Raw genomic sequence first — 25222 nt, forward strand, 5'->3', positions numbered from 1 at the left:
GAAGGCGCGCCGCGCGGTCGAGCGCTACCGCGCAGCGGCGATCACCGAGGCGCCGATGTCGGTCCGGAAGTGCCCGCCCGCAAAGGAGATGCGCCGCGCCGCCTCGTACGCGCGCTCGCGGGCTTCCAGGATCGAAGCCCCCACAGCCGTGACGGCAAGCACGCGCCCGCCCGCCGTGACGATCCCCTCGGCCGACCGCTTCGTGCCCGCGTGATGCACCACCACGCCGGGCACCTTCGCCGCCTCGTCGAGCCCGCGGATCACGTCCCCCGCGCGCGGCGTGCCCGGATATCCGGCCGCCGCGAGCACCACGACGACCGCGCTCCGCCCCGGCGCGACCCGCACGGCCGTCGGATCGAGCTTGCCGTGCGCGACCGACGCGCACATCGCGGCGAGGTCGCCGTCGAGCAGCGCGACGAGCGCCTCGCACTCGGGATCCCCGAAGCGGACGTTGTGTTCGAGCAAGAGCGGATCCCCCGCCGGGGTGATCATGAGCCCCGCGAAGAGCACGCCCCGGAAGGGCCGGCCCTCGGCGCGCATGCCGTCGATCGTCGGCCGCAAGATTTCCCGCTCGATCCGCGCGAGCAGCTCGGGGCCGACGTGCGGCGACGGAGCGAACACGCCCATGCCGCCCGTGTTCGGGCCTCGGTCGCCGTCGAAGACACGCTTGTGATCCCGCGCAACGGGGAGCACGAGCAGCGACGTGCCATCGGTGACCGCGAGGACGCTCGCCTCCTCGCCGACGAGGGCCTCTTCGATCACGACCACGCGCCCCGCGTCCCCGAAACGACGCTCGACGAGCATCGCGTGCGCCGCCTCGATCGCCTCCGCCTCGGTCTGCGCCACGACGACGCCCTTGCCCGCGCAGAGGCCGTCGGCCTTCACCACCACGGGCGCGCCGCGCCGCCGGATTTCCGCCTCGGCGGCGACCATGTCCGTCACGATCTCGAAGTCCGCCGTGGGGATCCGGTGCCGCGCGGCGAACTGCTTCATGAACGCCTTCGACCCTTCGAGCTGCGAAGCCTCCGCGCTCGGACCGAAGACCCGGATCCCCGCCGCGCCGAGCGCGTCCGCGACGCCCGCGCAGAGCGGCCCTTCGGGGCCCACGACCACGAGGTCCACGGCTTCGCGCTGCGCGAGCGCGACCACATCCGCAGGGTCGAGCCGCGCGCCCTCGATTGAACGGATCGGCGCGGCGTCCGCCCCGCCTTCGTCCATGGTGCCCGCATTGCCCGGCGCCACGACGACCTCGGCCGTCGTGCTCGACCGCGAAATCGCTCTGGCCAGGGCGTGCTCTCGTGCGCCCGAGCCGAGCACGAGCACCCGCCGCCCCGACGACCGCTCCGATCCGGAAGCCCGCTGATTCACGGTGCGCCGGCTACCACGCGCCCCGACCTCGCGCGAACGAAAAGTGACCCCGCGCGCCAAAGCGATCAGGGACATGCGCCCGCGCCCGAGACGCACCCCGAACTTTTTTCGGTCGGGCGCTCGACAGGCGCGTTTCGATGAAGTACGACTGTGGCCGTTCGGGATTCGTCCCGTTGTGGGTCCGCCGACAGCGCACTGTGAACCCCGCCAGGCCCGGAAGGGAGCAACGGTAGCAGGAAGCGGGTGTGGCGGGCCCTTTTCCCTTTTTGTCCTCGGACATCCCGCGAGGGTTGCTCTCCCGACGCCTGGCCGTACGCTACGGTCGTCGTGGATTTTCTGTCCCCGGGCAACGACGAGCCGCGCGAGGGCCGGGTGTTCCGGTGGGTCGCGTTCATCGCGTCCGCCGCCCTCGTCGCAGCGGGCCTGCGGTTTGCCCTGCACGAGCCGCTCGTCGCCGGCGCCGTGATCGGCATCGTCCTGGCGGCGTGGCTCGGCCGGTGGCTCTCGCGCAGGCGGCTTCGGCGCGTGCTGCGCTCGGGCGACGTGATCGCGGTCCTGCGGAGCTGGGCGGGCGCGCTCGAACGGATCCCCTATCCGGCCACGATGGGCCCGCTCATGGCGGCCACGGCGTTCGCCGCGTGCGGCTGGATCGACAAGGCGCGCGCCGCGCTCGCCGCCGCCGAGCGAGGGCCCGTGTGGGAGGCGGCGATCGAGCATCGCCTCTTCCTCGACACGCTCCTCCTCACGTTCGAGGGCGACCGCGACGCCGCGCTCGAAAAAGCCCGCCGCCTCGTGCGTTTGCCCCTGCCGCGTGGCGCGAGCGTGTTGCGGGATCGTGTCCTCGCTTTGCGCTCCGCGGCGTTCGCGCTCGCCCGCGCCTTCGCGCACCAGAGCGAACCCGGCGACGACGAGCTGCTCGAACGGGCGAGCGAGAACAGCCCGCTCGTCTTCTGGGCCATGCGGTACGCGGCCGCCGTCATCGCCATCGACCGCGGTGACAACGACAAGGCCACACGCCTGCTCGCTGGTGCGCCGCCCTGGCCGGAGGAATCGATCTTCCGCGCCTTCCACTTGGAGATCGAGGAGCGCGCGCGGCTCGCGCCTTCGGCTTGTTCGTGAACGAACGAGCTGTGCACGAGGTCGTTCGGCAGCCGAACGGCGGTCGTGCTAGAGCGAGCGCCTCATGAGCAGCGGCCTCGAAGTCTTCAAGCATGCCGACAGTTGGGCGAGCCTCGCGACGCTCACGGGTCTCGAGGTCGTGCTCGGGATCGACAACATCGTCTTCCTCACGCTCACGACGAACAAACTGCCGGCGAAGCAGCAGCCCGCGGCGCGTTCGCTCGGCCTCGCGCTCGCGCTGTTCATGCGCCTCGGCCTGCTCTTCGGGCTGACGTGGGTGATGAGCTTGACGAGTGATCTCTTCTCGCTCCTCGGCCACGCGTTCTCCACGCGCGACCTCATCCTGCTCGGCGGCGGCCTCTTCCTGATCGCGAAGAGCACGCACGAGATGTTCGAACGCCTGGAGGTCGAGGGCGACAAGGACGGCAAGCCCGTCAAGCACATCTCGTTCGGCTTCGCGGTCGCGCAGATCGTCCTGCTCGACATCGTCTTCTCGCTCGACTCGGTCATCACCGCGGTCGGCATGGCGCAGCACCTGAGCATCATGGCCACGGCCGTGGTGATCGCCGTCTTCGTGATGCTCCTCTTCGCCGGGGCGATCGGCCGCTTCGTCAACCGTCACCCGAGCATGCGCATCCTCGCGTTGAGCTTCCTCCTGCTCATCGGCGTGCTGCTCGTGGCCGAGGGCATGCGCCAGCACATCAACAAGGGCTACGTCTACTTCGCCATGGCCTTCTCGCTCGGCGTCGAGCTCATCAACATGAAGCTGCGCGTGCGCAAGCAGGCGCCCGTGGAGCTGCACAACCCGTACGAGGATCGCGCGCAGTGACCCGCGCTTCTCATCTCCCCACGCTCGCCGCTCTGATGCTCACCCTCGCGGGTTGTCCCGAGGGCTCCGCCGTCGCGCAAAACCCCGACGCAGGACCGCCCGTCGACGCAGGTGCCTCGGACGCACAGAGCACGACGCCTTGGCATGCGTCGTCGTCCACGCCGTCGTCGCCGCCTGCCGAGCCGAGCAGCGAGCGTGCCTCGATCGAGTTGCTTCAGCTCACGCTCACGTCCGACGTGCAGAAAAAAGACCCCGTCGACACGCTCGACGTCGCGCCTCCGGGGACGCGCGTCTACGCGCACCTCAAGCTGCGCAACCGCTCGCAGGACAAGCGCAAGGTGCACGTCGACTTCCTCGTGAACGGCAAGCTCCGCACGCCGCTCGACCTCACCGTCGAACCTTCGTGGTCGTTCCGCACGTGGGGCTACAACACGATGCAAGCCGGCGACACCGGCGAGCTCGAAGTGCGCGTGCTCGACGACGGCGGCGCGACGCTCGCCACGGCGCGGCTGCCCATCAAGGCCAAGTCGAAGGCCAAGTAGGCGCCGCGCGCGTGGCGCGCCGGCAGCAGCCTGCTAGCCGCAGCGTCTCCAGTGCAGCCGGAGGACCTCGATGCCCCACGCCGGCGTGAGCCGGATGCGGCCCGCGCCCGCGGGGTTTCCGAGCACGCTCACGTTCACGGCGGTGCGGATGTTGAGCGGCCGCGAAGCCCCGCACGGCGAAAACGGACCCACGGCGTCGGCCGGCTCGCGCACCACGAAGCGCTCCGCGAACGGCCCGCGCAGCGTCGTCTGCACCGGGTTCTCGCCGAGCTCTCCCGTGAAGTACCGCTCGACGCCGACCGTCGCGGTGACCCCCGCGTCGAGCTCGGCGGAGCCGCGATATCCGTACGCGTTCGTCACGGCGTACGAGTAGCCGGGTGTGTGATCGAGATCGAGGATCACCTGGCAAAACACGCGTTGCTCCGAGGGCGGCACGCCGGGCCCCGCGGAGGCCGCGAGCGCGCCGTCGACGAGCGCGATGTACTGACGGTCGCTCGCGACGATCGCCCGCACCGAACCTGACGGGCATCCGGTGCCGAGGGCCGTGACCGAGCGGAGAGAGACCTCGGGCGGCGTCTCCGCCTTCGCGACGGCGGGCGCGACGAGCGCCGAGAGCCCGAGCCCGAACAACACCCGAGTCAACGTCCTTTTCATGGAATCCTCCCCTGGGGCCCGCGCCCCGGTATCGACGTGGGCGGCGCACGCGCATGCGCGCCGGCCGCCAGCACTTCGAGCCGATCAAGCTCGACGGCAAGGCGATCCGCGCCGGACTCGTTCGCTCTGTTTGGCACGGATTCCCGGGGGAAAACGGATTCGCCCGTTCATCGTCATCTTCGTCTTCGGCTCGGCGTACACTCCGCGCCATGAGCCGCGAGGTCGACGCTCCGCTCCGCTCCGACGTACGTTTCCTCGGTCGCCTGCTCGGCGAAGTGCTCGTCGAGCAAGAGGGCGAGACGCTCTTCTCCGTGGAAGAGGTGATCCGCAAGCTCTCGATCCGCAGACGTCGAGGGCCTCGCACGGGCAGGGCCGAAGCGCAGAAGGAGCTCGTGCGGCAGCTCGAAGCGCTGCCGATCGAGCAGGCCGAGCCCGTGCTGCGTGCCTTCGCGATGTACTTCCGCCTCGTCAACATTGCCGAGCAGCACCACCGCATCCGACGCGCGCGCGCCCACGCGAGCAACCCGGACGAACCGCCGCAGCGGGGCTCACTCGCGGCCGCGATGATCACCGCGAAGAAGGCAGGCGTCTCGGCCGAGGCCATGCGCGAGGCGCTCGCGCGGCTCGAAGTCACGCTCACGCTCACGGCGCATCCGACGGAGGCAGCGCGGCGCACGGTGCTCGAAAAGCTCTACCGCATCGCGCGGCGCCTCGAAGAGCGCGACCGATGCCGGCTGCTCCCGCGCGAGGAAGAAGAAGCACGCGCGGCGATCCGCGAAGAGATCACCGTCCTCTGGCAGACCGACGAGGTGCGTCGAGAAAAACCGACCGTCGGCGACGAGGTCAAAAACGTCCTCTGGTACGTCGAGGAGATCCTCTGGGACCTCCTGCCCGAGCTGCCGCTGGAGCTCGGGCGCGCGTTCGAACGTGCGTACGGCGAGCCGCTCGCCGCGCAGCCGATGCCGCTCCGGATCCACGCCTGGCCCGGCGGCGACATGGACGGCAACCCGAACGTCACGCCCGAGGTCGTCGAGGACGCGATCCGCGCGTATCGCGCGCGCGGCCTGCGTCGCTTGCTCGGGGCCGTGCGTGAGCTCGGCGGATCGCTCTCGCAGTCGGCGCGGCACGTGCGCGTGCCCGAGGCGCTGAGCGCATCGCTCGCGGACGACGCGGTGGCCATGCCGGGCGTGGCCGCGCAGGAGAGCGCGCAGACCGAGGGCGAGCCGTGGCGGCGCAAGCTGCGCTTCGTCGAGGCGCGGCTCGCGGCGGCGCTCGAAGCCGTGGAGACCGAGCGCCAGGTGGCGCGGCAGCGCGCACCGCGGGTCGGCAGCGTGCCGCCGCCGGCGCGGGCTCCCGCGAGCGCGATCGGCAGTCACGCCGAGCTCGGCGTCGCGTACCGCACGAGCGACGAGCTTCATCGCGACCTCCTGCTCGTCGCCGACACCTTGCACAAGGCGAACGCTTCGAACGCAGGAGAGATGCGGGCGCGCGCGCTCGCCGAGCGGGTGCGTGTCCTCGGCCTGTCGATCGCTGAGCTCGAGCTCCGCGCGCCCGCGGAGGACGCGACGGCCGCGGCGGCGTGGCTCGCGGGCGGCGGCGAGGAGACGCCCGGCGCCGCGCGCTTGCTCGCCGCGCTTCGCAAGCTCTCCGAGGCGCAGCGCCAGTATGGCGAGCGCTCGGCGCGTACGTTGATCCTCTCCATGACGCAGCGCGCGGAGGACCTCCTCGCGGCGCTCACGCTGGCGCGGGCCGCGGGATTGTACGACGTCGACAAACAGGCCGTCACGATCGACATCGTCCCGCTCTTCGAGACGCACGACGCGCTCGTCTCCGCGCCGACCATTCTGCGCACGCTGCTCGCGCACCCCGAGTATCGGCGCCACCTCATGGCGCGCGGCGTGCAGGAGGTCATGGTCGGCTACAGCGATTCCGGCAAGGAGGTGGGGCTCTTGGCGGCGGCGTTCGCGCTCCGCAAAGCGCAATCCGAGCTGACGAAGGTCTCGCGCGAGGCGGGCATCGCGCTCCGGGTGTTTCACGGCCGCGGCGAATCCGTCGCGCGCGGCGGAGGGCCGGCGCAGCAAGCCATTTTGGCGCTCCCCGCGGGGAGCGTGGCCGGGCGGTACAAGGCGACCGAACAGGGCGAGGCGCTCGACCACAAATATGCGCGCCCCGAGCTCGCCCTGCGCACGCTCGAGCTCATGGTCGGCGGCGCCCTCTTGCATACCCTCGGCGCCGAGGAGCGGCCCTCCGAGGAGGACGAGCATCGTTATGCGCAGGCCTTCGAGGAGCTCGCCGAGGAGGGGCTGCGCGTCTATCGCGCGCTCGTCTGGGAAAACCCTCGCTTCGTCGATTTCTTCACCACGGCGACCCCGGTCGACGAAATCGCGCGATTGCCGATCGGCTCACGCCCGAGCAAACGCAAGGTCGGCGGCCTCGAAGCGCTCCGCGCGATCCCCTGGGTCTTCGGCTGGACGCAGAACCGCGCCATCCTTCCCGGCTGGTATGGCGTCGGCAGCGCGCTCGACGCGTTCGCCCGGCGCGAGGGCGGCGCCGAGCTGCTCGTCGAAATGACGAACCGGTGGCCGTTCTTCCGCACCGTGCTCGACAACGTGCAAATGGTGCTCGCGAAAAGCGACATGGAGATCGCCGCCCGGTATGCCGCCCTCGCCTCGCCTGCGACCCGCAAGGCCGTCTGGCCGCCCATCAAGGACGAACACGCGCGCACGGTGGCGTGGATCAAACGCCTCTTCGGGGTGAAACGATTGCTCGACGGAAACCCCACGCTCCAGAGGTCGATCGACCTCCGCAATCCCTACGTGGACCCGATGTCGTTCTTGCAGGTGGCGTTGCTTCGGCGGAAGCGGGCGGGGGATGCGTGCTGCGACCGGGCCATCCTGCTCTCCATCAACGGGATCGCCGCGGGAATGCGAAATACCGGCTAGAACAGGCGGTTTCCGTCGAGATCGCAGCCGGGCTCGCCGGGCAGGCACTTGCCGCCCGTCTTCGGGCCCTCGTGCTGCTTGGGCAACGGCCCCTTTTGCACGGGTCGCGCCGGGGCCTCGTTTGCTGCGCTCTTCGCCTCTTCGAGCTCGCGCGCCCGGCGCTTCTCCTCTTCGAGGCGCGCCGCGGTCTCGTCGAGCCGCTTTCCATTCGCGTCGAGCTTCGCGCGCAGCCGCGCCGCCTCCTCGCGCGTCGCCTCGACCTCGGCTGACTGATTGGCCAGCGACGCGTCCTGGTCCGGCTTGATCTTGCCGAAATACAGGCCCATTCCGCTACCGATCAGCGCCGCGGCGCCGAGCACGCTCGAGACCAGGGCGCGCTTCAGCTTCTTTTTCTTTTCATCCTCACGCAGCGCTGCGAGCGCCCGCTCGTGCTCGTCGGCCTTGCGCATCATCTCCATGCGGGCCTGGGCCTCGACCTCGGCCCGCGCGCGCTCCACCTCCGCGAGCCGCAGCGCTTCGAGCCGCGCCGCCTCCTCGCGCCGGGCAGCCTCTTCCCGGGCGATCCGCTCGGCCTCGGCCTGCGCCTTTTGCTGCAGAGCCTCGGCCTCGCGCCGGGCCGCCTCTTCTCGGGCGATTCGCGCGGCCTCGATCCGCGCCTGCGCGGCCTCTTCTTCCTCGCGCACGGTCTGCTCGTGCAGAGAAAGGAGCTGGTTCAGCGAAAAAAGGACGGAGTTGTCTCGCGTGGCGGACATGGGGGAATGCCTCCCGATAGGGCAAAGGATCACGTCATCGACGGGCACCGCCGAGGGCGGCCATCACGTCGCGCGCAAAGATTGGACGCACATCCCCCATGGAACTTTGAACCCGCCCGGTAAATTTTTCGCCGAGGTGGTCTCGTGAGCGCGGACCCCGGCGACGACGTCCTCAGTGGAGGCACATGTCGCTGGAGCGACAGGCGGCCATCTGGGCGAGGGCGTCGAAGGCGGAGTCACATTGGGCCGTGTTGATCTCGTTCAGGCACTCCGAGAGCTCCTTCTGATCGATGCCCCCGGTGCATTCGTACAGGTTGATGTCCTCGCGCTCGGCTTGGCGCACGGACTGGATACACGCGTCGCGGCTCGACCAGCGCTGCCCGGCGCCGATCTGGTTGCAGCGCACGGCGCGGTCGCAGCGCGCGTCGGCCAGCGATTGCAGGGCGCGGGCGACGTCGCCGCGGGGCGACTCGCCCAGGGCGCGGTTCTCGCGGCTGCAGGCGCCGAGCGCGACGCCGGTGCCGAGGACGACGAACAGAAGAGCGGGAGCGTATCGGGTGCGGGGCTTCTTCATGCCGCGTCCGCGGTGCAATCGAGGCGCCAAGGGCGGACCGCGCGGGACGGCACGGGATGTAACGGACGGACGGCGCGAGGCGTCGGCGAGCGCGGAAGAATCGAGCGAGCCCAGCCGCGGGATCTCTTGAATGCGCAGCTTTTCGCCGCTACGGGTGGAACATGCCCGACCTCCTTATCCAGGCCTCCTTGCCCGAGCTGGCCTTGATCGTGCTCGCCTTCTTCCTGGGTTTGACGCTCTTCAACGTCCCGATCGGGTTCGCGCTCGAGCGCCTGCTCCCGCGCCGCCGCATTTTCGACGTGCCCCTCGCGCAGGGCCAGTATCGCTTCGAGCTCGTGGGCAACCTCGTCTTTCTCGCGGTCGCCGTGACGACGTTTACGGCCGTGCTCTCCTCGGGCCTCGTGCGCTTCGGCGAGACCTCGCTCCTGCGGGACGGCCTCACGTTCTTCGTGATGCTCGCGGGCTTTCAGGTGTATTATTACTTCCTGCACCGGGCCATGCACCACCGCGCGCTCGTGCGATTTCACCGATGGCATCATCGCTCCCACGTGACGACGCCGCTCACGGGGCAATCGATGAGCTTCGTCGAGTCGTGCGCCTGGATGATCGGGTATGCGGGGATGCCGCTCGTGATGTCGTACGTCGCGCCGATCGGCTTCTGGGGCTGGGCCGCTTATCTCGTGGTCAACATCGGCGGCAACATCGTCGGGCACGCGAACGTGGAGCTCACGCGCTCGGTGACGGGCATCCGGTGGCGCTCCATCAGCGCGAACCCCTTCGTCTATCACGCGCTCCATCACGCCCGCTGGACAGGCCATTACAGCTTCCAGTCCTCGATCATGGATCGACTCTGCGGCACGGAATGGAAGGACTGGCCGGTCCTCCTCCAGCGCGTCATGGACGGCCAACCGCTCCGGAGCCTCAAGGAGCGCGCCGATCCGTCCTGACCCGTACGTCCGGGATCGACGGGCGCGACGAAAAAGCACGACCACGCCGCTCCGCTCCCCTGTGCCGGCCAAACGCAAATCGGATAGTCTGCCCGCGTGCCGGCAAGCCCTCCCCTCGACAGGCCCTCCATCGACGAGCTCGAGATCTCGGACGCGGAGATCGCCTCCTTCCGTGACGCGCCGCCGCCTCCGCCGCCCGCGGCGCGCCCCGCGCTCACCCCCGCGTCGCTCCCGCTCGTCCAGCGCACGGCCTACGCCGTCAGCGGCGTCTTCGCGGAAGGCGGGATCGGTCGCATCCTGAAGGCGCGTGATACGCGGCTCGACCGCACGGTCGCCATCAAGGAGCTGCTCTCCACGGACGCGGCCGAGGCCGAGCGCTTCGTGTACGAGGCGATCATCACGGCGCGCCTCCAGCACCCCTCGATCGTCCCCGTGCACGAGGCCGGCCGCTGGCCGACGGGCGAGCCGTTCTACGCGATGAAGCTCATCACGGGCAAACCCCTCGGCGACGCGATGAACGAGGCGCACACGCTCGAAGAGCGCCTCGCCTTGCTCCCGCACCTGCTCGCCGTCGCCGACGCGATGGCGTATGCGCATAGCCAGCGGATCGTCCATCGCGACCTCAAGCCGGCGAACGTCCTCGTCGGTCGGTTTGGCGAGACCGTGGTCATCGATTGGGGCCTCGCGAAGGACCTGAACGACGAACTCGCCGAGCCGCTCTCCGGCAAACCCCGGCCGCTGGCGTCCGAGGAAAAATCGGTCAGCAGGAGCGCGCATTTGACGTCCGTCGGCGCGATCATGGGCACGCCCGCGTACATGCCCCCGGAGCAGGCCATGGCCAAACCCGTGGATGAGCGCGCGGACGTGTATGCGATCGGCGCGCTGCTCTATCGCGCGCTCTCCGGCGTGGCCCCGTACGACGTCCCGGGCGGGGACGTGATCGACGTGGCCCTCAAGGTCCTCGAGGCGCCGCCCGTGCCGCTCGCCGAGCGGCAAAAAGGGATCCCCGAGGACCTGCTCGCCATCGTGGAGAAAGCGATGGCCCGCGACGCGTCGAAGCGATATCCGACAGCGAAGGAGTTGGCGGACGACCTGCGCCGCTTCCAGATGGGCCAGTTCGTCGCGGCACACACGTATTCGCGCGGCGAGATCGTCCGCCGCTTCATCAAGCGCCGCCGCACGCCGCTCCTCGTGGGCCTGGTGGGCGTCGTGGCCCTCTCGGTCGTCGGCATCTTGAGCCTCACGCGCATCATCCAGGAGCGCAATCGGGCGCAGGCGAACGAGGTCGAGGCGCAAAGGCAAAAGGCCGAGGCCCAGGCGCAGCGCCTCGAAGCCCAGCAAAAGCAATCCGAGGCCACGAAGCGCGCCGACGAGCTCACGATCTCGCAGGCCCGCGGCCTCATGGAGCGGGACCCGAGCCAGGCCATCGCTTGGCTGAAGACGCTCTCGCCGAACAGCCCGCGTTTCCCCGCCGCGCGCACGCTCGCCGCCGACGCGCTCGCGCGTGGCATCGGAAAGGTCTTCCGGGGGCACGGCGGCGGCATCAACGCGGTCGCGTTCGCGCCCGACGGCAATACCGTCGCGACCGCGAGCGACGATCGAACCGTGTGGGTGTGGGACCTCGAAACCGGCACGCACAAGGTCCTCGCGGGGCACGGCGACGAGGTCTGGACCGCGGCGTTTTCGCCCGACGGAAAGCTCCTCGCCACGGGCGGCAAGGACAAATCCGTGCGGATCTGGGACCTCGCGTCGGGCACCTCGCGTGTCCTCGCGGGCCACGAGCAATGGGTGACGAGCATCCGCTTCTCGGCGAACGGCCAATGGCTCACCTCGCAGGGCTTCGGCGACGGCGTCTTCCTCTGGAACGTCGCGGCGGGCACGGGAAAACGGGTCGCGGAAAACACGGGCGTCGAATTGAGCCGCGGCGCGGTCTTTTCGGGGGACGGCCGCACGCTCGTCCTCGTCGAAAAGGGAAAACTCGTCGTCTGGGACGTCGCGACCGACAAGAGCCAGAGTTTCTCCGGCCAGACCTCGGTTTGCTCCAGCATCGCGGTCTCGCGCGACGGCATGTTCGTGGTTACGGGCGGCGTCGACGGCTCGATCCGGCTGTGGAACACCTCGAAAGGGGCGCTCCGCACGTTCCCCGGCCACACGAAGGAGGTCACGGCGCTCGCGTTCTTGCCGAATGGCACCGCGTTCGTCTCCGGCTCGAAGGACCGCGCGGTTCGTTATGCTGATCTCTCGAACGGCGCCACCCGGCTGCTCGGCCAGTACGGCGGCGAGATCAAGACGCTCGCGCTCTCCCCCGACGGCAGCCGCGTCGCCGCGGTGGGGCAGGACCGCAACGTGGTCTTGTGGGATGTCGGCAATGGCCAGCGCCGCACGCTCGGCGGCTTCCAGGATTGGCTCGGGCTCCACGGCGTCACGTTCTCGCCGGATGGAAAGCGCCTCGCCGCCGCGGGCTTCGACCAGACGATGCGCGTATGGGAGCTCGGCACGCAGATCGATCGGGTGGTCGGCGAGCACGACGGCGCGGCCACGACCGCGGCCTTCCTCCCCGACGGAAAACGCGTCGTTTCGGCCGCGGACGACGGCACGGTACGCCTCTTCGACCTCGCCTCGGGCGCGCCGCAGATCGTCGATCGGCATGGCAGCAAGGTCAGCGATTTGCGGGTATTTCCGAATGGAACCGCGATCGCCTCGTCTGGCGAGGACGGCGCCGTGCGTATCGCCTCGCTCTCGGGCGAGCCCCCCAAGGTGCTTCGCGGCCATGCGGGGCGCGTCGCGCGGATCGCCATCGCGCCCGACGGAAAACACCTCGCCTCCGGCGGCGCCGACAAGAAAATCCGGCTTTGGGACGTCGCCTCTGGACAAGCCGAGGTCCTCTTCGAGCACGAAAAACCCGTCGAGACGCTCGCGTTCTCGCCGGACGGCGCGGTCCTCGCCACGGGCAGCGCCGACAAGACCGTGCGCATTTATCGATTCGCTACGAAAGAAGCAAAGACGCTGGGCACCTACGAGCGCGCGGTCCGCGCCGTCGCATTTTCGCCGGATGGAAAGACGCTCGCCTCGGGCAGCGCCGACCATACCATCGGGCTTTGGGACCTCGCAACCGGCCAGGGGCGGGTGATCGACGCGAGCGGCAATGGCGTCACGCAGATCGTGTTTTTCCCGGACGGCGCCACGTTTGCCTCGCTCGGCTCGGAGCCCTCGGTGCGGCTTTGGGAGACGGCCACGGGCAAACCCCGCGAGATCCTGCGCGGGCACGGAAAAACCGTCGTGAGCATTTCCGTCTCCTCCGACGGAAAACGTATCGCCTCGGCGAGCCTCGACGGCAGCGCCCGCATCTGGGACCTGGAGAGCCACGAAGATCGACCGCTCGCCGGGCACGCGGGCGGCGTTGCATCGATCGCTTTTTCGCCCGACAGTCGGGCGCTCGTCTCGACGGGCCAGGATCGAACGGTGCGGCTCTGGGGCGACGACCTCCCCGCGGACGAGACGGGCCTGCGGACCTGGCTCGACGCGGCCACGAAGGACGTCGTGCACCTGGACGATCGCCCGGCATCTCCCGAGCCCACGCGCTGAGAGATCCCCCTTCCGCCTCGCCCCGGGAGCCCTAGCCTTCTCGTGGGGGTTTTCGTGTGGCGAATCGCGCCTCGTCTCGACGTCGCATAGGCGTCCTCGTGCTCGCTCTTTGGGCCCTCCTGTTCGGCGCGTCCGCGCGCGGCCAGGCGACGGCGCGGCCCATCGTGTACGTCGCGCCCCTTCGGGGTGAAATCGACAATGGCCTCGCGCCTTACGTGCAGCGCGCCGTGCGCGAGGCCGATCAGGCCGGCGCTGCCGCGCTCGTCTTGCCCATCGATACCCTCGGCGGGCGTGTCGACGCGGCCCTCGTCATTCGGGATGCGCTGCTCGACGCGCGCGTCCCCACGGTCGCGTTCGTCGACCCGCGTGCGATCTCCGCGGGCGCGCTCATCGCGCTCGCGGCCGAGGACATCGCGATGGCCAAGGGCGCGACGATCGGCGCCGCCGCGCCCGTCGTCGCCGGGCCCCAGGGGCAAACGGAGCCCGCCGGGGAAAAGGCGACGTCGTTCGTACGCAAGGAGTTTCGCGCCACGGCCGAGGCGCGCGGCCGGCCGCCTGCGCTCTTCGAGGCCATGGTCGATTCCGATGTGGAGATCCCGGACGTCGTGGCGAAAGGCAAGCTGCTCACGCTGACGACCGAGGAGGCGCTCGCGCTCGGCGCCGCGTCGTATCGCGCCGACTCCCTCGACGAGATCCTGGCGAAACGAGGTTTGTCCGGCGCGGAGATTCGCACGCTCGCGCCGAACTGGGCCGAGAGCCTCGTGCGATTCTCGACGTCGCCCTTGGTCAGCTCGCTCCTGCTCGGGTTCGGGTTGATGGGGCTCTTCGTGGAGATCCGCACGCCCGGGTTTGGCGTGCCAGGCATCGTCGGGCTCGTTTGCCTGGCGCTGTTCTTCTGGTCGCACGCGATCCTCGCGCTCGTGGGCTGGGAGGAGCTCGCGCTCGTGGGCGGTGGAATCGCGCTCCTTTTGCTGGAGATTTTCGTGATCCCGGGGTTTGGCCTGGCAGGCATCCTCGGCGTCGCGGCCATCCTCGCGGGGCTCGGGATGAGCTTCGTCGGGCCGGGCGTGACCGCGGAGGGCGCCGTGCGAGCCGCGACCGAGGTCGCCCTCGCGCTCGCGATCATGCTCGGCGGGGCCGCCCTCCTTTTGCGGTTTCTCCCTCGATTGCCTTTCGGCCGCAGGCTCGTCCTCGAAACGGGGCATCCCGAACGCGCGCTCCCCTTCCCGGCCTCGCCCCTCGACGCGATTTTGCCCGGCGACCTCGGCAAGGCGGCCTCGCCACTGCGGCCTTCGGGCGTCGCGGAAATCACGGGCGCGCGGGTCAATGCTCTCTCCGAGGGCGAATACATTCCGGCCGGCACGCCGCTCGAGGTGCTTCGCGTGGAGCGGAGCTACGTGGTCGTGCGGCGCGTCGGCGAGAAAGAAACAGGTGAATGACCATGTTCGGCGTGGAGCTCGGGATCCTCGGGATCGTCGGCCTCGTCCTCGTGGGCCTCTTCGTCGTCCTGTATCTGATCCCCCTGCCGCTCTGGATCGCGGCGTGGGCCTCGGGGGCGTACGTGGGGCTGTCGTCGCTCGTGGGCATGCGCTTTCGGAGGGTGCCGCCCGGCGTCATCGTGAATGGGCGGATCAGCGCGGTGAAGGCCGGGCTCGACGTGTCGACGAACGACCTCGAAGCGCATTACCTCGCGGGCGGCAACGTGACGCGCGTGGTCAATGCGCTGATCTCGGCCGACAAGGCGAACATCCACCTCCCGCTCAAGCGCGCCGCGGCGATCGACCTCGCCGGGCGGGACGTGCTCGACGCGGTCAAAATGTCCGTGTTGCCCAGGGTGATCGAGACGCCGCGGGTCGCCGCGGTGGCGAAGGACGGCATCCAGCTCATCGCGATCGCGCGCGTGACGGTGCGAACGAACCTCGACCGGCTCGTCGGCGGCGCCGGCGAGGAGACGGTCATCGCGCGTGTCGGCGAGGGAATGGTGAGCACGATCGGCTCGGCCGCGACGCACAAGGCGGTGCTGGAGAACCCCGATCACATCTCGAAGAACATCCTCGCGCGCGGGCTCGACGCGGGCACGGCGTTCGAGATCCTCTCGATCGACATCGCGGACGTCGACGTCGGCGCGAACATCGGGGCGAAGCTCCAGATCGACCAGGCGAACGCGGACAAACAGATCGCGCAGGCGAAGGCGGAGGAGCGCCGCGCGATGGCCGTGGCGCTGGAGCAGGAGATGCGCGCGCGGGTCGTGGAGTCGGAGGCGGACGTGCCACGCGCGATGGCCGAGGCGTTCCGGTCGGGCAACCTCGGCATCTTCGATTATTATCGAATGCGGAACCTCGAAGCGGACACGGCCATGCGGCATTCAGTGGCGAACGACGTGCCCTCCAACGTGAGGCCGGCGATCGGACAAGGACGAGGGTGAGGCCGTGGAGGGGCTCGTCTCGCTGCTCGTCGTGCTCGTGTTTTTGATGATGCCGGTGCTGCCGGCGCTCCTCGCACGGGCCTCCCACAAAGCGCAGGAGCGCGCCGCGAGGGAACTCGCAGCGCACCGGCGAGCGCTTTTGGGAAGGGCGCCGCCGTCACCCCCTCGCCCCGACCGTCGCTCGCCGGTGGAATATCAATCGCTGGAAGAAATCCCCGCGCGCCCGGTCTCCCTCGAAGACGCGCTCCCCGCGATCCCGAGCACGCTCGAAGCGGCGCCCGCCGCGCCGCGCCGCCAGCGGCGCACGTCACCGGTTCTTTTGGAAAAACCTGGCGACGTGCGTCGCGCGATTCTGCTCGGGGCCCTGCTCGGTCCGCCGCGCGGCGCCGATTGAAATCACTCGGCCGGGGGCGGCGGCTCGGGCGCCCTCTTGATGCCGAAGATGACCTCGATCGAGGTCGAATACGTCACCTCGCCCATCGCGAGCGGCGGGCCGCCGCCGCCCCATTTCGCCTCGGCCGTGGCCATCATCGGCATCGGGCCGATCGGCCCGCGCCCGACGACCTCGCTCACGCTGATCACCGGCCCGAGCTCGACCCCCGAGAGCTTTGCCAGCACCTCGGCGCGCGCCTTCGCGTCCGCGACCGCTTTCTCCCGCGCCGTCGCTTCGAGCGCCTTCGTTTCGTCGATCCCGAAGCTCACGTTCCACACGTTGTTCGCCCCCGCGTCGACCGCCGCCTGCACGACGCGGCTCGCCTTCGACACGTCGCGGATCGTCACTTCCACGGTGTTGCTCACCCGGTATTTCACGGCCGGCGGAGGCGGCAACGCGACGGGCGCCGAAGCCGGCGCCGAAGCCGCGGCGGCCTTCCCGCCCTTCACCGGCGCGGGCGCGGGAAGCGGCTCGGGCATGGGCACGGGCATCGGACCGTCGATGAAGGGCCGCTCGACCTGGATCGAGAAATTCGCCGTCTGGACGTCCTTGTCCTCGACCCCGAGCTTCTTCAGCGCATCGAGGATCGCCTTCATCCGCGCGCTCGTCTGGTTCATCGCCTCTTCGACCGTCGGCGCCGAGGCTTCGACGCCGAGGCTCGTCCGCGCGATGTCGGGTTTGCCCATGGCCTCGCCATGGCCGACGACCGTGATGTGACGGACCGCCTCCTGAGAGGCGCCGCGCGCGCCCCAGCCGCCGTGATGGGAGCCACCACAGCCGATGAGCCCGAACGAGGCGGGGACGAGCAAGACGAACGCGAGCACGGAACCGAAGCGCATACGAAAGATCCTCCTCACGAAGAAGATAACGCCGAACGACCGCCCAACTTACAGGCGGCCGCCGGGACTCTGGCAGATGGTCATGCGGGTGTCGAGTTCTCCCAGGGCTCCACGGATCCCTCGATCCAAGTGGAAGGGTTCATGCAACAAGGCTGAATCGCCGGCCCCGCGCGCAATGTTCGTACCCAGCGCGCACGGGGCCGCCGAGCGACGAATCACGAGCGTCGCGAAACTGCACCATGTTCGCGCGATCCAAGCACCAGGAGCGAAGGCAGCCCCCGCGAGCGGGCGCCGACGGGAGGGGCGGGAGGGCCTCTGGGGAAACGGCTTCCCGAGCGGGCGAGCCCGATTTTCGCGCGCTCTTCGAGTCCGCGCCCGAGTGTTACCTCGTGGTCGACCCGAGCTTCACCGTCGTCGCCGCGAGCGACGCTTTCCTGCGCACGAGGCTGGTCTCGCGCGAGGCGATCCTCAGGCGCAACCTGTTCGAAGTCTTTCCCGATAACCCGGACGATCCGAACGCCACGGGGACCCGTAACCTCCGCGCCTCGCTCGAGCGCGTCTTCGCGATGGGGGTCCCCGAGACGATGGCCGTGCAGAAGTACGACATTCGCCGGCCTGCCTCGGAGGGCGGGGGCTTCACGGAGCGATACTACAGCCCGACGAATACCCCGGTCTTCGACGAGAAGGGAAACGTCACGCACGTCGTGCACCGCGGCGAGGACGTGACCGAGTTCATGCTCCTGAAGAAGCTCGGCGGCGAGCAGAGCCGGATCGTGGAGGAGGAGCGGACGCGCGCGGACCGGATGGAGTCGGAGCTCTACCACCGCGCGCAGGAGATCCAGCAGGCAAACGAGCAGCTACGTGTCGCGAACGAAAAACTCAACCGATTGGACGAGCTCAAGACCCGCTTCTTCTCCAACGTGAGCCACGAGTTCCGCACGCCGCTCACGCTGATGCTCGGCCCGGTCGAGGAGCTCCTCCACGGCGGGCACGGCTCGCTGCCCGACGAGCAGCGACGCGAAATCGAGGTCGTTCGGCGCAATGCGCGGCGCCTGCTCAAGCTCGTCAATACATTGCTCGATTTCTCCCGGATCGAGGCGGCGCGCCTGCAGGTGGCCTACGAGCCGACCGATCTTGCGGTCCTCACCGCGGAGCTCGCGAATACGTTCCGCTCGGTCGTCGAGCGCGCGGGGCTCGTGTACGACGTCGATTGCCCGCCGCTCCCGGAGCCGGTCTATGTCGACCGCGAGATGTGGGAGAAGATCGTCCTCAACCTGATCTCGAACGCCTTCAAATTCACGTTCGAGGGGGCGATCGAGGTCTCGCTGCGCTGGGCGGGCGATTGCGTGAAGCTCTCGGTCCGCGACACCGGCACGGGCATCGCCGAGGAGGAGCTGCCGCGGCTCTTCGAGCGGTTTCATCGTGTGCAGCGCGCGCGCGGGCGCACCTTCGAAGGCTCCGGCATCGGCCTCGCGCTCGTCCGCGAGCTCGTGGGGTTTCACAAAGGCACGGTCTCCGTCACGAGCACGGTCGGGCAGGGCAGCACGTTCACGGTCAGCCTTCCGGTCGGCGCGGCGCACCTGCCCGCCGAGCGCATTGGCGTCGAGCGCGAGCTCGGGCTCTCGGCGACGAACGCCGCCGCGTTCGTGGAGGAAGCGGCGCACTGGATCGATGCGCCCGCGCGGGTCGAGACCGAGCGCCCACCGCCCTCGCGCCCGGCGCCCGCGGGCATCCGCGCCCACATCCTGCTCGCCGAGGACAACGCCGACATGCAGCGCTACATCAGCCGCCTGCTCGAACACCACCACGACGTCGAGGTGGTCGGCGACGGGATCGAAGCGCTCGCCCGCGCCCGCGCCCGTGTGCCCGATCTGATCCTCACGGACGTGATGATGCCGGGCATGGACGGCTTCGCCCTCGTCCGCGCGCTACGCACCGACCCGCGCACGCAGACCGTGCCCGTGGTGATGCTCTCGGCGCGCGCGAGCGAGTCGGCGCGGGTGGAGGGGGCCGAGTTCGGCGCCGACGATTACCTGGTCAAACCCTTCTCGCCGCGCGAATTGCTGGCGCGGGTCGACGCGCGGATCGAGCTGTCGCGGCTGCGCCGGCAGGTGGCGCAGGAGACCGAGCGCCTGCGCGAGAGCGAGAAACGCTTCCGCACGCTCGCCGACAATGCGCCGGTCATCATCTGGCTGACCGACGCGACCGGAGCGTGTCATTACATCAACGCGACCTGGGAGCGGATCACGGGGCAATCGCCGGAGGACGCGCATGGCGTGGGCTGGCTCGATCCGATCCACCCCGAAGATCGCCCGCGCGTCGGGCAGATCTTCCGGGCTGCCGTGGCCCGCCACGAGCCCTTCAACTTCGAGTATCGCCTGCGGATCGTGGACGGCTCGTATCGGTGGTTCCTCGATTACGGCGTCCCGCGGCGCGGCGAGGACCGGGGCTACCTCGGCCACATCGGCTCGTGCACGGACATCACCGAGCGCAAGCTGGCCGAACAGATGCAAGCCGAGGCGGACCGCCGCAAAGACGAATTTCTGGCCATGCTCGCGCACGAGCTCCGAAACCCCCTCGCGCCGATGCGGATGGCGCTGCACATCATCCGGGCGCGGCAAGCGAACGCGGCGACGGATCGGCACCTTCAAATCCTGGAGCGCCAGACCGACAACCTCGCGCGCCTCGTCGACGACCTGCTCGACGTCTCGCGCCTGACCCGAGGCAAAATCGAGCTGCGCAAGGAGCGGCTCGACATCGCCACCGTGGTCACGCGCGCCGTCGACGCGACGCGCGGGCTCATCGAGGGGCGGCACCACACGCTCACGGTCGAGCTTCCAGCCGCGCCCGTGACCGTCTTCGCGGACGCCGTTCGCCTGGAGCAGATCCTCGTCAATCTGCTCACGAACGCGGCGAAATACACCGATCCGGGCGGGCACATCACCCTGCATGCCACGAGGGTCGGGGCGCAGGTGGAGATCTACGTGCACGACGACGGCGTAGGGATCGCGCCGCACATGCTCGATCGGGTGTGGCACATCTTCGAGCAAGCAGAGCGTACGCTCGATCGGGCCCAGGGTGGGCTCGGGATCGGGCTCTCCATCGTGCGGCACCTGGTCGAGATGCACGGCGGGACGGTGGAGGCGCAGAGCCCGGGTCTCGGCCAGGGAAGCACGTTCTTCGTGTGGCTGCCCCTCGCGCCGGAAGAGCCGGCGCGCATCACGACCGAACGAGCGGCCCCGGCAAGGATTGGCGCGACAACCCCTTCCCCTGCAGGCCGGAGGCTCCGTGTCCTCGTGGTGGATGACAATGTCGACGCCGCGGCGATGATCGCCGAGCTCGTGCGCGAGCACGGGCACGACGTGCGGGTCGTCCACGACGGGCTTGGCGCGCTCGCGGAAGCGGAGGAGCAGCACCCCGAGGTCGTGTTCCTCGACATCGGATTGCCCGGCATGGATGGATACGAGGTCGCCCGGCGCCTGCGCGCCTCGGGGCATGGCCCGGCCGAGCTCGTCGCATTGACCGGGTATGGCCAGGAGTCGGACCGCCGGCTGGCCGCGGCAGCCGGCTTCACGGAGCACCTCGTGAAGCCGGCCCACCCCGACGAGGTCCTGGGTCTGCTCGACGCGGTCGCGGCGGCCGCCGATTGAAGCTTGTTTTGGGGAATTGCGGGCGTCCGCGGCGATGAATAGCAAGGCACACGAAGGGCCGCTCGCGGGCGAGGATATCGAGCGGACCGCGACGTTCCTGGAATATCAACGGGTGGCGCAGGCCCGTTGCACCATGACGCGCTCGATGGCGAGCGCAGCGAGATGGGGGAGACCCAGGCGCGCGAACGCTTCGGAGCGCCGGCCGCGCGCGGCGGCCTGGACAAGCTCGGCGTGCTGGCTCGCGGCGATGGGGCCGCGCACGCGCTCCAGCTCCGCGACGAAGGCTACGTCGTAGGCGCGGAGCGGGGCGGGATCGCCATCGCGGAGGGCGGCGCGGAGGGCGGTCTGGCAGTGCTGGCGGAGAGCGATCCAGGTGGCGGGATCGAGTTGATGCGTGTCCAGGATGCGAGGCGCGTTCTCGGGGGCGAGTGCAAGCGCCGCGTCGAGGCGGGCAACGCGTTCGACGGGGAAGAGGTCGAGTGGAAGCGGGGTCGGAACCGAGGCGGAAGCGGAAGCGGAAGCGCACGCGGGAGCGGGAGCGGGGGCGGATGCGGCTATCGGGCCGACGCGCGGCGGGGGCGGGATGGCCGAGGGCTCGCGCGGCGCGGCCGGCTCCATCATCGGCGGCGGCAGGAGCTCCGTCGGGATGAGGAAGACGCCTTCCGGGATTGGAATGGGCGGCCCCAGCTTCGGTGGCGGCAGGAGCATCGTGGGCGCGGCGTTCCAGGATTCGGGCGCGGGGATCCACGTGAGCCACGAGGACGCGTCGGGCTCGGGTTCCGGCGGGTAGAGGGTCGGGGTGTCGGCGGCGGTGGGGGGGATCCAGGTGTCGGGCATGGCGGCTGACTCCAGGGCGAATCAGGGTTTCGGCTCGAAGAGGGCTTTGCGGGCAGGGGTCCAGAAGTCGGGTTCGTCGAGGAGCGTGAGCGTGCTGCCCGTACGTTCCAGTTGCGGTGGGCCATTGAACCCATCGAACTTCGCATCGCCTGCGTACTTCTGCTGGAGCACGTAACGAACCACTTGGAGCATGCCGTCGATGGCGCGATCGTATTCGAAAATGTCGATGTAGAAGTAGAGGCTCAACCAGTCCCCCGAGGGATCCTCGTCGAGCTCGCCCGTCGCGGCGTCTTTGGTGAACCGTGAGACCTCGACCTTGAAGGCATCGGCCACGGCTGTGTTGATGTTCTCCGGGTCGAGGCCGAACTGGAACTGAGCGACCAGCGCTCCTCGAATGGTCAGGGGATGGACCCGTGGATCGCGGAGCTTCACATCGAGGCGGAAGCCACGACTCACCTTCCGGTACTCATATCCAGGCGAGAGATACGGTAAGGAGGGGGCTCCCGTTGTCCAGAAGTCTCTGTCCTTGAGCGCCACGATTCGTTTCCCAGACTTGAAGAGTATCGCGGTGTCCGGCGCCACATCATGGCTGAAATGAGCGTCGGCGTCCACGTTATGTAGGAGCCAGTCCAAGATGCGCACCATCTCGACATTCGGATCGGGTTCGTCTGCCTCCAGCCAGTACAACCGAAAACCGACGTTTACGCCCGGGTATGCGAATCCCAAAGCCTTCATGTCGTCTGTTGCCGTCGCAATGACAGAAACTGTCAGGACGTCCTTGTAGAGCACCGATATGCGCTTATCGACATCATCCGTCACCACACCGAGGTGTGCGAATAGTTTGGCGCGGACATCATTCACCGATAGTGGACCCGTTCGCCGAAACATGATGAGATCATATTCAATGGCCATGATGCTAGTATTCCCTTCCTCCGCACGTCGACCTAGGGAAAAATGTGTACAACCTGCCCGCCCTTCACGGCGATGATCTCCTTTAGGCCGTCCACGGGCACATCCGCGAACTTCTGCTTGACGTCGGAGATGCTGATGCTGGGCATGTCATCCAGGTTGATTGTAAACCGATCGGCCTGCGCCTTCTCGACCTTTTTGCGATAGTGCGCCGGATGCTAAAGAGCATGTCGGTGGGCGTTTTTACCTCTGGTGGATTCTTGCCATTGGCGATTCTGATCATCTCTGCTTCGTTTGGAGCGTAGTTATCGAAGTACCTGCCCTCGATTTTGAAGTCTGGTTTCTTGTCCGACCCCGGCGGCGACGCCGGGGATTGTTCCACGTCGTAACCCTTGGCGGCAAGAGTATCGGCGGTCTCCCGCTCGCGACGGAAAGCCAACTGTTCGACCTCCTTTGCGTTCCGCCGTACCGTATGCGGACTCCCCCTCGGCTTCCCTCCGCTCTTCCCGGTTGGCAGCGTATAGTCCGGATTCACCACCTTCTTCGGCGCAAACCCACCATCCCCCGGGCTCTTCGGCTTCGGCGGGTCGACCGCACCCGCCCCGCCTGCCCTCCGCTTCTTGATCGCCTCCTTGATCCGCTGCCGCGTCCTCCGTAATGAATCCGCGATCTTCGCCCGCTTCCCGACGAGCTTTACCATCTTCTGGTGAAGCGCCGCCAACCTCGCCGCCGCCCGCGTCCCCTTGAACGGTTTTGCGATCGCATCCCCGACGAACGGCACCGCCGCCGACACCACGCTGAGCCCGGCGCCCGCCCAATCTCCATCCAAGAGCGCCATCCCCGCGCCCGCGAGATCCGCCACCGGCGTCGGATCCATGAGCCCGGCCGCGTCCACGCCGAGCTTCACGCCTTCCCACGTGATTTCCTGCTCCAATGCGGCGAGCTCCGCCTCCGCCGCCGCTTGCTCTTCGAGCGCCGCTTTCACCTCCGGGTCCTTCAGGACCTCGGGGTCATCATCCGAAATCTCCGCATTCCCGTAAAGCGCCTTCGACGGGACGAACGACCCCTCGTCCTCCGCCATGCCCAGGTAGAGCCGTCCATCCTCGTCCACGGACAGACCCTCCGGATCGACCTCCCCCACGTCCGCCGGCAGCTCGCCCGCCGTCGTCTTGTACCCGTAGGTCTTCGTCTCCGGATCGAAGAGTCCCGCGTTCGCCGCGTACGTCCGCCGGCCGTCGGGATGCGTCGTGATATCGACACGTTGCGACTCCACGCGGCCCGTCTTCGGATCGACCACCGTCCGCTGCTGCGTCACGGTCTCCGCGCCCGTGATCGGGTTTCGCGTCACCTCCTCCGTTTCGGTGACGGTCTGCCCCGTCGCTTGATCCACGACGGTCTTCTCCGTCCTGGAAATGGACACGCTCGGCGCCGCGGCCACCTGGTTCATGATGACCAGGCGCCCGTAGGTATTCGGCTCGCCCTCGGGCCCCGCGCAATTCATCGCGAAGAGATCGCCCTCGCGGACGATCCACTCCCCGCCGGCCTTGTAGGTCGTCGAATGCTCGACCGGCCGGCAATACCCGCGGTTCACGCCGGACACGACTCCGCCACCCGTCCCCGCCTCATTGCCTTCCACGTGGGGGATCCGGCTCTTCATCGTGAACGCCGGATACCCGTTGATGCGGTGCTTCGGGTCCGTGTTCTCCGCAAGCTCCAAGCGCGCGAGGATCATGTACGGGACCGGCACCATGCCGCCCCCCGGCGCCGGCGTCAGGCACACGTCCGGCGCGATGCAATAGACGACCGCCTCGGGGCAGGCGCGCGCGAGCTCGCGGCTCATGATGCCCTCCTTTGCATGGCGAGGTCGACACGGGCCACTCCGTCTTTGTACAGGGGCGGGCTCGCGCGCCAGACGAGGACGGCGCGCATGCGCTCGACGTCGATGGAAAGCGTATCGAGGCGGAGCGGACTGCCATACCGGAAGCCGACGCGATCCACCAGGGCCGTCGCCACGAGCAAGTTCGGCAAGCGGAACGTGAGCCGTGGATACTCCGGGTGCAGGTTTTCGAGGATCACCTCCTCGTCGCCGCGCAGGTATCGATATCCCTCGCCCTCGCGCGCGAGCGCGTCGCCGAGCGGCGCCCGCCGCACCGGTACGATCGGCGAGAGCGACCAGCCGAGGAGCGGCGTATACACGCGGGCGCGCGGACCGGTGACGGTATGGTGTCTCGTGGACGCTCCCACAGCCCATCCGACGCGAAAGGAGGGCACCGGCACACCCCCCGGGGCGTACGCGGTCGCCTGGCAGAGGATATCGGTCCCGATCTTGAAAGGGACGGCCTCGTCGAGCGCGATCACCTCCTGCGTGGACGCGAGCGCGAGCGGCGCGCCGGGCACGATATCGAAGACGCCCTTGGCGATGACGACCTGGAAGGGTTCGTCTTCGAGGTCAACGCTGGAAAACGTCGAAAGAGCGAGCGGCGTCTTGTTGCACGTCTTCATGGCACGCCCCTCCCTCACGAATTGAGGTCGACGGGATCACCGGACACCCTGACGGACGCGCCCGCGACCTCGACGGGGCCCGAGGCAGAGACGCCCACGGTCGTGCCACGAAGGGTGATCTCCGTTCCGGCAATGGAAACGGCGCCGGACGAAGAAATGTTGATCTCGGTGCCGCTCAGCGTGATCTTGCCCGAGCTCTCGACGAGGATCGTGGCCGCGCCGCAGACGATCGTGGTCCGATCCCCGACGAGGAGCGTCTTCGTGGAGCCGATCTTCTCCGATTGCGCGCCGGACACGCTGACCTCGCTCGACCCG

The 25222-nt window shown here is 68.9% G+C and carries 19 protein-coding genes, 1 other RNA gene and 1 pseudogene; 11 read left to right on the plus strand and 10 right to left on the minus strand.

The genetic code is table 11. The features are described 5' to 3' along the window. Positions 1-24: 24 nt before the first annotated feature. Positions 25-1368 carry a phosphoribosylamine--glycine ligase gene (gene purD / locus E8A74_RS19220; RefSeq protein WP_232379650.1) on the minus strand — a complete coding sequence of 448 codons (1344 nt, stop codon included), beginning with the start codon at positions 1366-1368 and terminating at the stop codon, positions 25-27. Positions 1369-1542: 174 nt separating this feature from the next. On the opposite strand from purD, the gene ffs reads away from it, so the two are divergent. The 4 genes from ffs (at position 1543) to E8A74_RS19240 (ending at position 3858) form a co-directional block, all read left to right on the plus strand. Beyond that, positions 1543-1630: signal recognition particle sRNA small type (gene ffs, locus E8A74_RS19225), an RNA gene on the plus strand. A 65-nt stretch (positions 1631-1695) separates the two neighbouring features. Then, positions 1696-2487, plus strand: coding sequence for a hypothetical protein (locus E8A74_RS19230; RefSeq protein ID WP_136930484.1), 792 nt, complete (start codon positions 1696-1698; stop codon positions 2485-2487). A gap of 64 nt (positions 2488-2551) precedes the next feature. Continuing rightward, a complete protein-coding gene (locus tag E8A74_RS19235; protein WP_136930485.1) occupies positions 2552-3316 on the plus strand; it encodes a TerC family protein in 765 nt (254 codons plus the stop codon). Beyond that, positions 3313-3858 carry a hypothetical protein gene (locus E8A74_RS19240; RefSeq protein ID WP_136930486.1) on the plus strand — a complete coding sequence of 182 codons (546 nt, stop codon included), beginning with the start codon at positions 3313-3315 and terminating at the stop codon, positions 3856-3858. Before E8A74_RS19235 ends, E8A74_RS19240 begins: the two co-directional genes overlap by 4 nt. 33 nt (positions 3859-3891) lie before the next feature. On the opposite strand, the gene E8A74_RS19245 is transcribed toward E8A74_RS19240, so the two are convergent. Next, positions 3892-4512 (minus strand): DUF4360 domain-containing protein, encoded by a 621-nt coding sequence (locus E8A74_RS19245; RefSeq protein ID WP_136930487.1) that lies wholly within the window; start codon positions 4510-4512, stop codon positions 3892-3894. A gap of 209 nt (positions 4513-4721) precedes the next feature. Between E8A74_RS19245 and E8A74_RS19250 the strand changes: the two genes are divergently transcribed. Beyond that, the gene (locus E8A74_RS19250; RefSeq protein ID WP_136930488.1) at positions 4722-7454 is read left to right on the plus strand and encodes a phosphoenolpyruvate carboxylase; all 2733 of its coding nucleotides are present in this window, start codon (positions 4722-4724) and stop codon (positions 7452-7454) included. Here the strand turns inward: E8A74_RS19250 and E8A74_RS19255 are convergent. Beyond that, positions 7451-8206, minus strand: coding sequence for a hypothetical protein (locus tag E8A74_RS19255; RefSeq protein ID WP_136930489.1), 756 nt, complete (start codon positions 8204-8206; stop codon positions 7451-7453). The two genes, E8A74_RS19250 and E8A74_RS19255, sit on opposite strands and share 4 nt — an antisense overlap. Positions 8207-8378: 172 nt before the next feature. Then, entirely contained in the window at positions 8379-8780 is a 402-nt protein-coding gene (locus E8A74_RS19260) for a DUF6184 family natural product biosynthesis lipoprotein (RefSeq protein WP_136930490.1), read from the minus strand. 161 nt (positions 8781-8941) lie between these two features. Between E8A74_RS19260 and E8A74_RS19265 the strand changes: the two genes are divergently transcribed. The 5 genes from E8A74_RS19265 to E8A74_RS19285 all read left to right on the plus strand — a co-directional run bounded on the left by E8A74_RS19265 (position 8942) and on the right by E8A74_RS19285 (position 16131). After that, a complete protein-coding gene (locus tag E8A74_RS19265; RefSeq protein ID WP_136930491.1) occupies positions 8942-9727 on the plus strand; it encodes a sterol desaturase family protein in 786 nt (261 codons plus the stop codon). A gap of 96 nt (positions 9728-9823) precedes the next feature. Beyond that, on the plus strand, positions 9824-13312 hold the full coding sequence (locus E8A74_RS19270) for a WD40 repeat domain-containing serine/threonine protein kinase (RefSeq protein ID WP_136930492.1): 3489 nt from the start codon (positions 9824-9826) through the stop codon (positions 13310-13312). 98 nt (positions 13313-13410) lie between these two features. Next, positions 13411-14751, plus strand: coding sequence for an NfeD family protein (locus tag E8A74_RS19275; protein ID WP_170229222.1), 1341 nt, complete (start codon positions 13411-13413; stop codon positions 14749-14751). Continuing rightward, positions 14748-15737: a flotillin-like protein FloA gene (floA, locus tag E8A74_RS19280; RefSeq protein ID WP_269749879.1), complete on the plus strand. Its 990-nt coding sequence runs from the start codon at positions 14748-14750 to the stop codon at positions 15735-15737. The genes E8A74_RS19275 and floA overlap by 4 nt, the downstream gene beginning before the upstream one ends. 4 nt (positions 15738-15741) lie before the next feature. Next, positions 15742-16131: a hypothetical protein gene (locus tag E8A74_RS19285; RefSeq protein ID WP_136930494.1), complete on the plus strand. Its 390-nt coding sequence runs from the start codon at positions 15742-15744 to the stop codon at positions 16129-16131. Between the two features lie 2 nt (positions 16132-16133). Here the strand turns inward: E8A74_RS19285 and E8A74_RS19290 are convergent, their stop codons facing one another. Next, positions 16134-17009 carry an SIMPL domain-containing protein gene (locus E8A74_RS19290; protein ID WP_136930495.1) on the minus strand — a complete coding sequence of 292 codons (876 nt, stop codon included), beginning with the start codon at positions 17007-17009 and terminating at the stop codon, positions 16134-16136. A 239-nt stretch (positions 17010-17248) separates the two neighbouring features. On the opposite strand from E8A74_RS19290, the gene E8A74_RS19295 reads away from it, so the two are divergent. Beyond that, a complete protein-coding gene (locus tag E8A74_RS19295) occupies positions 17249-20659 on the plus strand; it encodes an ATP-binding protein (RefSeq protein WP_136930496.1) in 3411 nt (1136 codons plus the stop codon). 105 nt (positions 20660-20764) lie between these two features. On the opposite strand, the gene E8A74_RS19300 is transcribed toward E8A74_RS19295, so the two are convergent. The 5 genes and pseudogenes from E8A74_RS19300 to E8A74_RS19320 form a co-directional block, all read right to left on the minus strand. Further along, positions 20765-21496, minus strand: a complete 732-nt coding sequence (locus tag E8A74_RS19300; RefSeq protein WP_136930497.1) for a hypothetical protein — start codon at positions 21494-21496, stop codon at positions 20765-20767. 21 nt (positions 21497-21517) lie between these two features. Next, a complete protein-coding gene (locus tag E8A74_RS19305) occupies positions 21518-22408 on the minus strand; it encodes a hypothetical protein (RefSeq protein WP_136930498.1) in 891 nt (296 codons plus the stop codon). Between the two features lie 82 nt (positions 22409-22490). Continuing rightward, positions 22491-24245 (minus strand): PAAR-like domain-containing protein, encoded by a 1755-nt coding sequence (locus E8A74_RS19310; protein WP_136930499.1) that lies wholly within the window; start codon positions 24243-24245, stop codon positions 22491-22493. After that, positions 24242-24907, minus strand: coding sequence for a DUF2169 domain-containing protein (locus tag E8A74_RS19315; RefSeq protein WP_136930500.1), 666 nt, complete (start codon positions 24905-24907; stop codon positions 24242-24244). Before E8A74_RS19315 ends, E8A74_RS19310 begins: the two co-directional genes overlap by 4 nt. Positions 24908-24921: 14 nt before the next feature. Further along, positions 24922-25222 (minus strand): annotated as a pseudogene (locus E8A74_RS19320) (hypothetical protein); the annotation flags it as partial.

This window comes from Polyangium fumosum, from assembly GCF_005144585.1.
Classification (GTDB): Bacteria; Myxococcota_A; Polyangia; order Polyangiales; family Polyangiaceae; genus Polyangium; species Polyangium fumosum.

Coding starts and splice junctions, on each gene's coding strand:
- E8A74_RS19300 (WP_136930497.1), bottom strand. CDS start 21,496: ATGCCCGACACCTGGATCCCCCCCACCGCCGCCGACACCCCGACCCTC.
- E8A74_RS19255 (WP_136930489.1), bottom strand. CDS start 8,206: ATGTCCGCCACGCGAGACAACTCCGTCCTTTTTTCGCTGAACCAGCTC.
- E8A74_RS19260 (WP_136930490.1), bottom strand. CDS start 8,780: ATGAAGAAGCCCCGCACCCGATACGCTCCCGCTCTTCTGTTCGTCGTC.
- E8A74_RS19245 (WP_136930487.1), bottom strand. CDS start 4,512: ATGAAAAGGACGTTGACTCGGGTGTTGTTCGGGCTCGGGCTCTCGGCG.
- E8A74_RS19250 (WP_136930488.1), top strand. CDS start 4,722: ATGAGCCGCGAGGTCGACGCTCCGCTCCGCTCCGACGTACGTTTCCTC.
- E8A74_RS19235 (WP_136930485.1), top strand. CDS start 2,552: ATGAGCAGCGGCCTCGAAGTCTTCAAGCATGCCGACAGTTGGGCGAGC.
- E8A74_RS19310 (WP_136930499.1), bottom strand. CDS start 24,245: ATGAGCCGCGAGCTCGCGCGCGCCTGCCCCGAGGCGGTCGTCTATTGC.
- E8A74_RS19290 (WP_136930495.1), bottom strand. CDS start 17,009: ATGCGCTTCGGTTCCGTGCTCGCGTTCGTCTTGCTCGTCCCCGCCTCG.
- E8A74_RS19315 (WP_136930500.1), bottom strand. CDS start 24,907: ATGAAGACGTGCAACAAGACGCCGCTCGCTCTTTCGACGTTTTCCAGC.
- E8A74_RS19265 (WP_136930491.1), top strand. CDS start 8,942: ATGCCCGACCTCCTTATCCAGGCCTCCTTGCCCGAGCTGGCCTTGATC.
- floA (WP_269749879.1), top strand. CDS start 14,748: ATGACCATGTTCGGCGTGGAGCTCGGGATCCTCGGGATCGTCGGCCTC.
- E8A74_RS19295 (WP_136930496.1), top strand. CDS start 17,249: ATGTTCGCGCGATCCAAGCACCAGGAGCGAAGGCAGCCCCCGCGAGCG.
- E8A74_RS19305 (WP_136930498.1), bottom strand. CDS start 22,408: ATGGCCATTGAATATGATCTCATCATGTTTCGGCGAACGGGTCCACTA.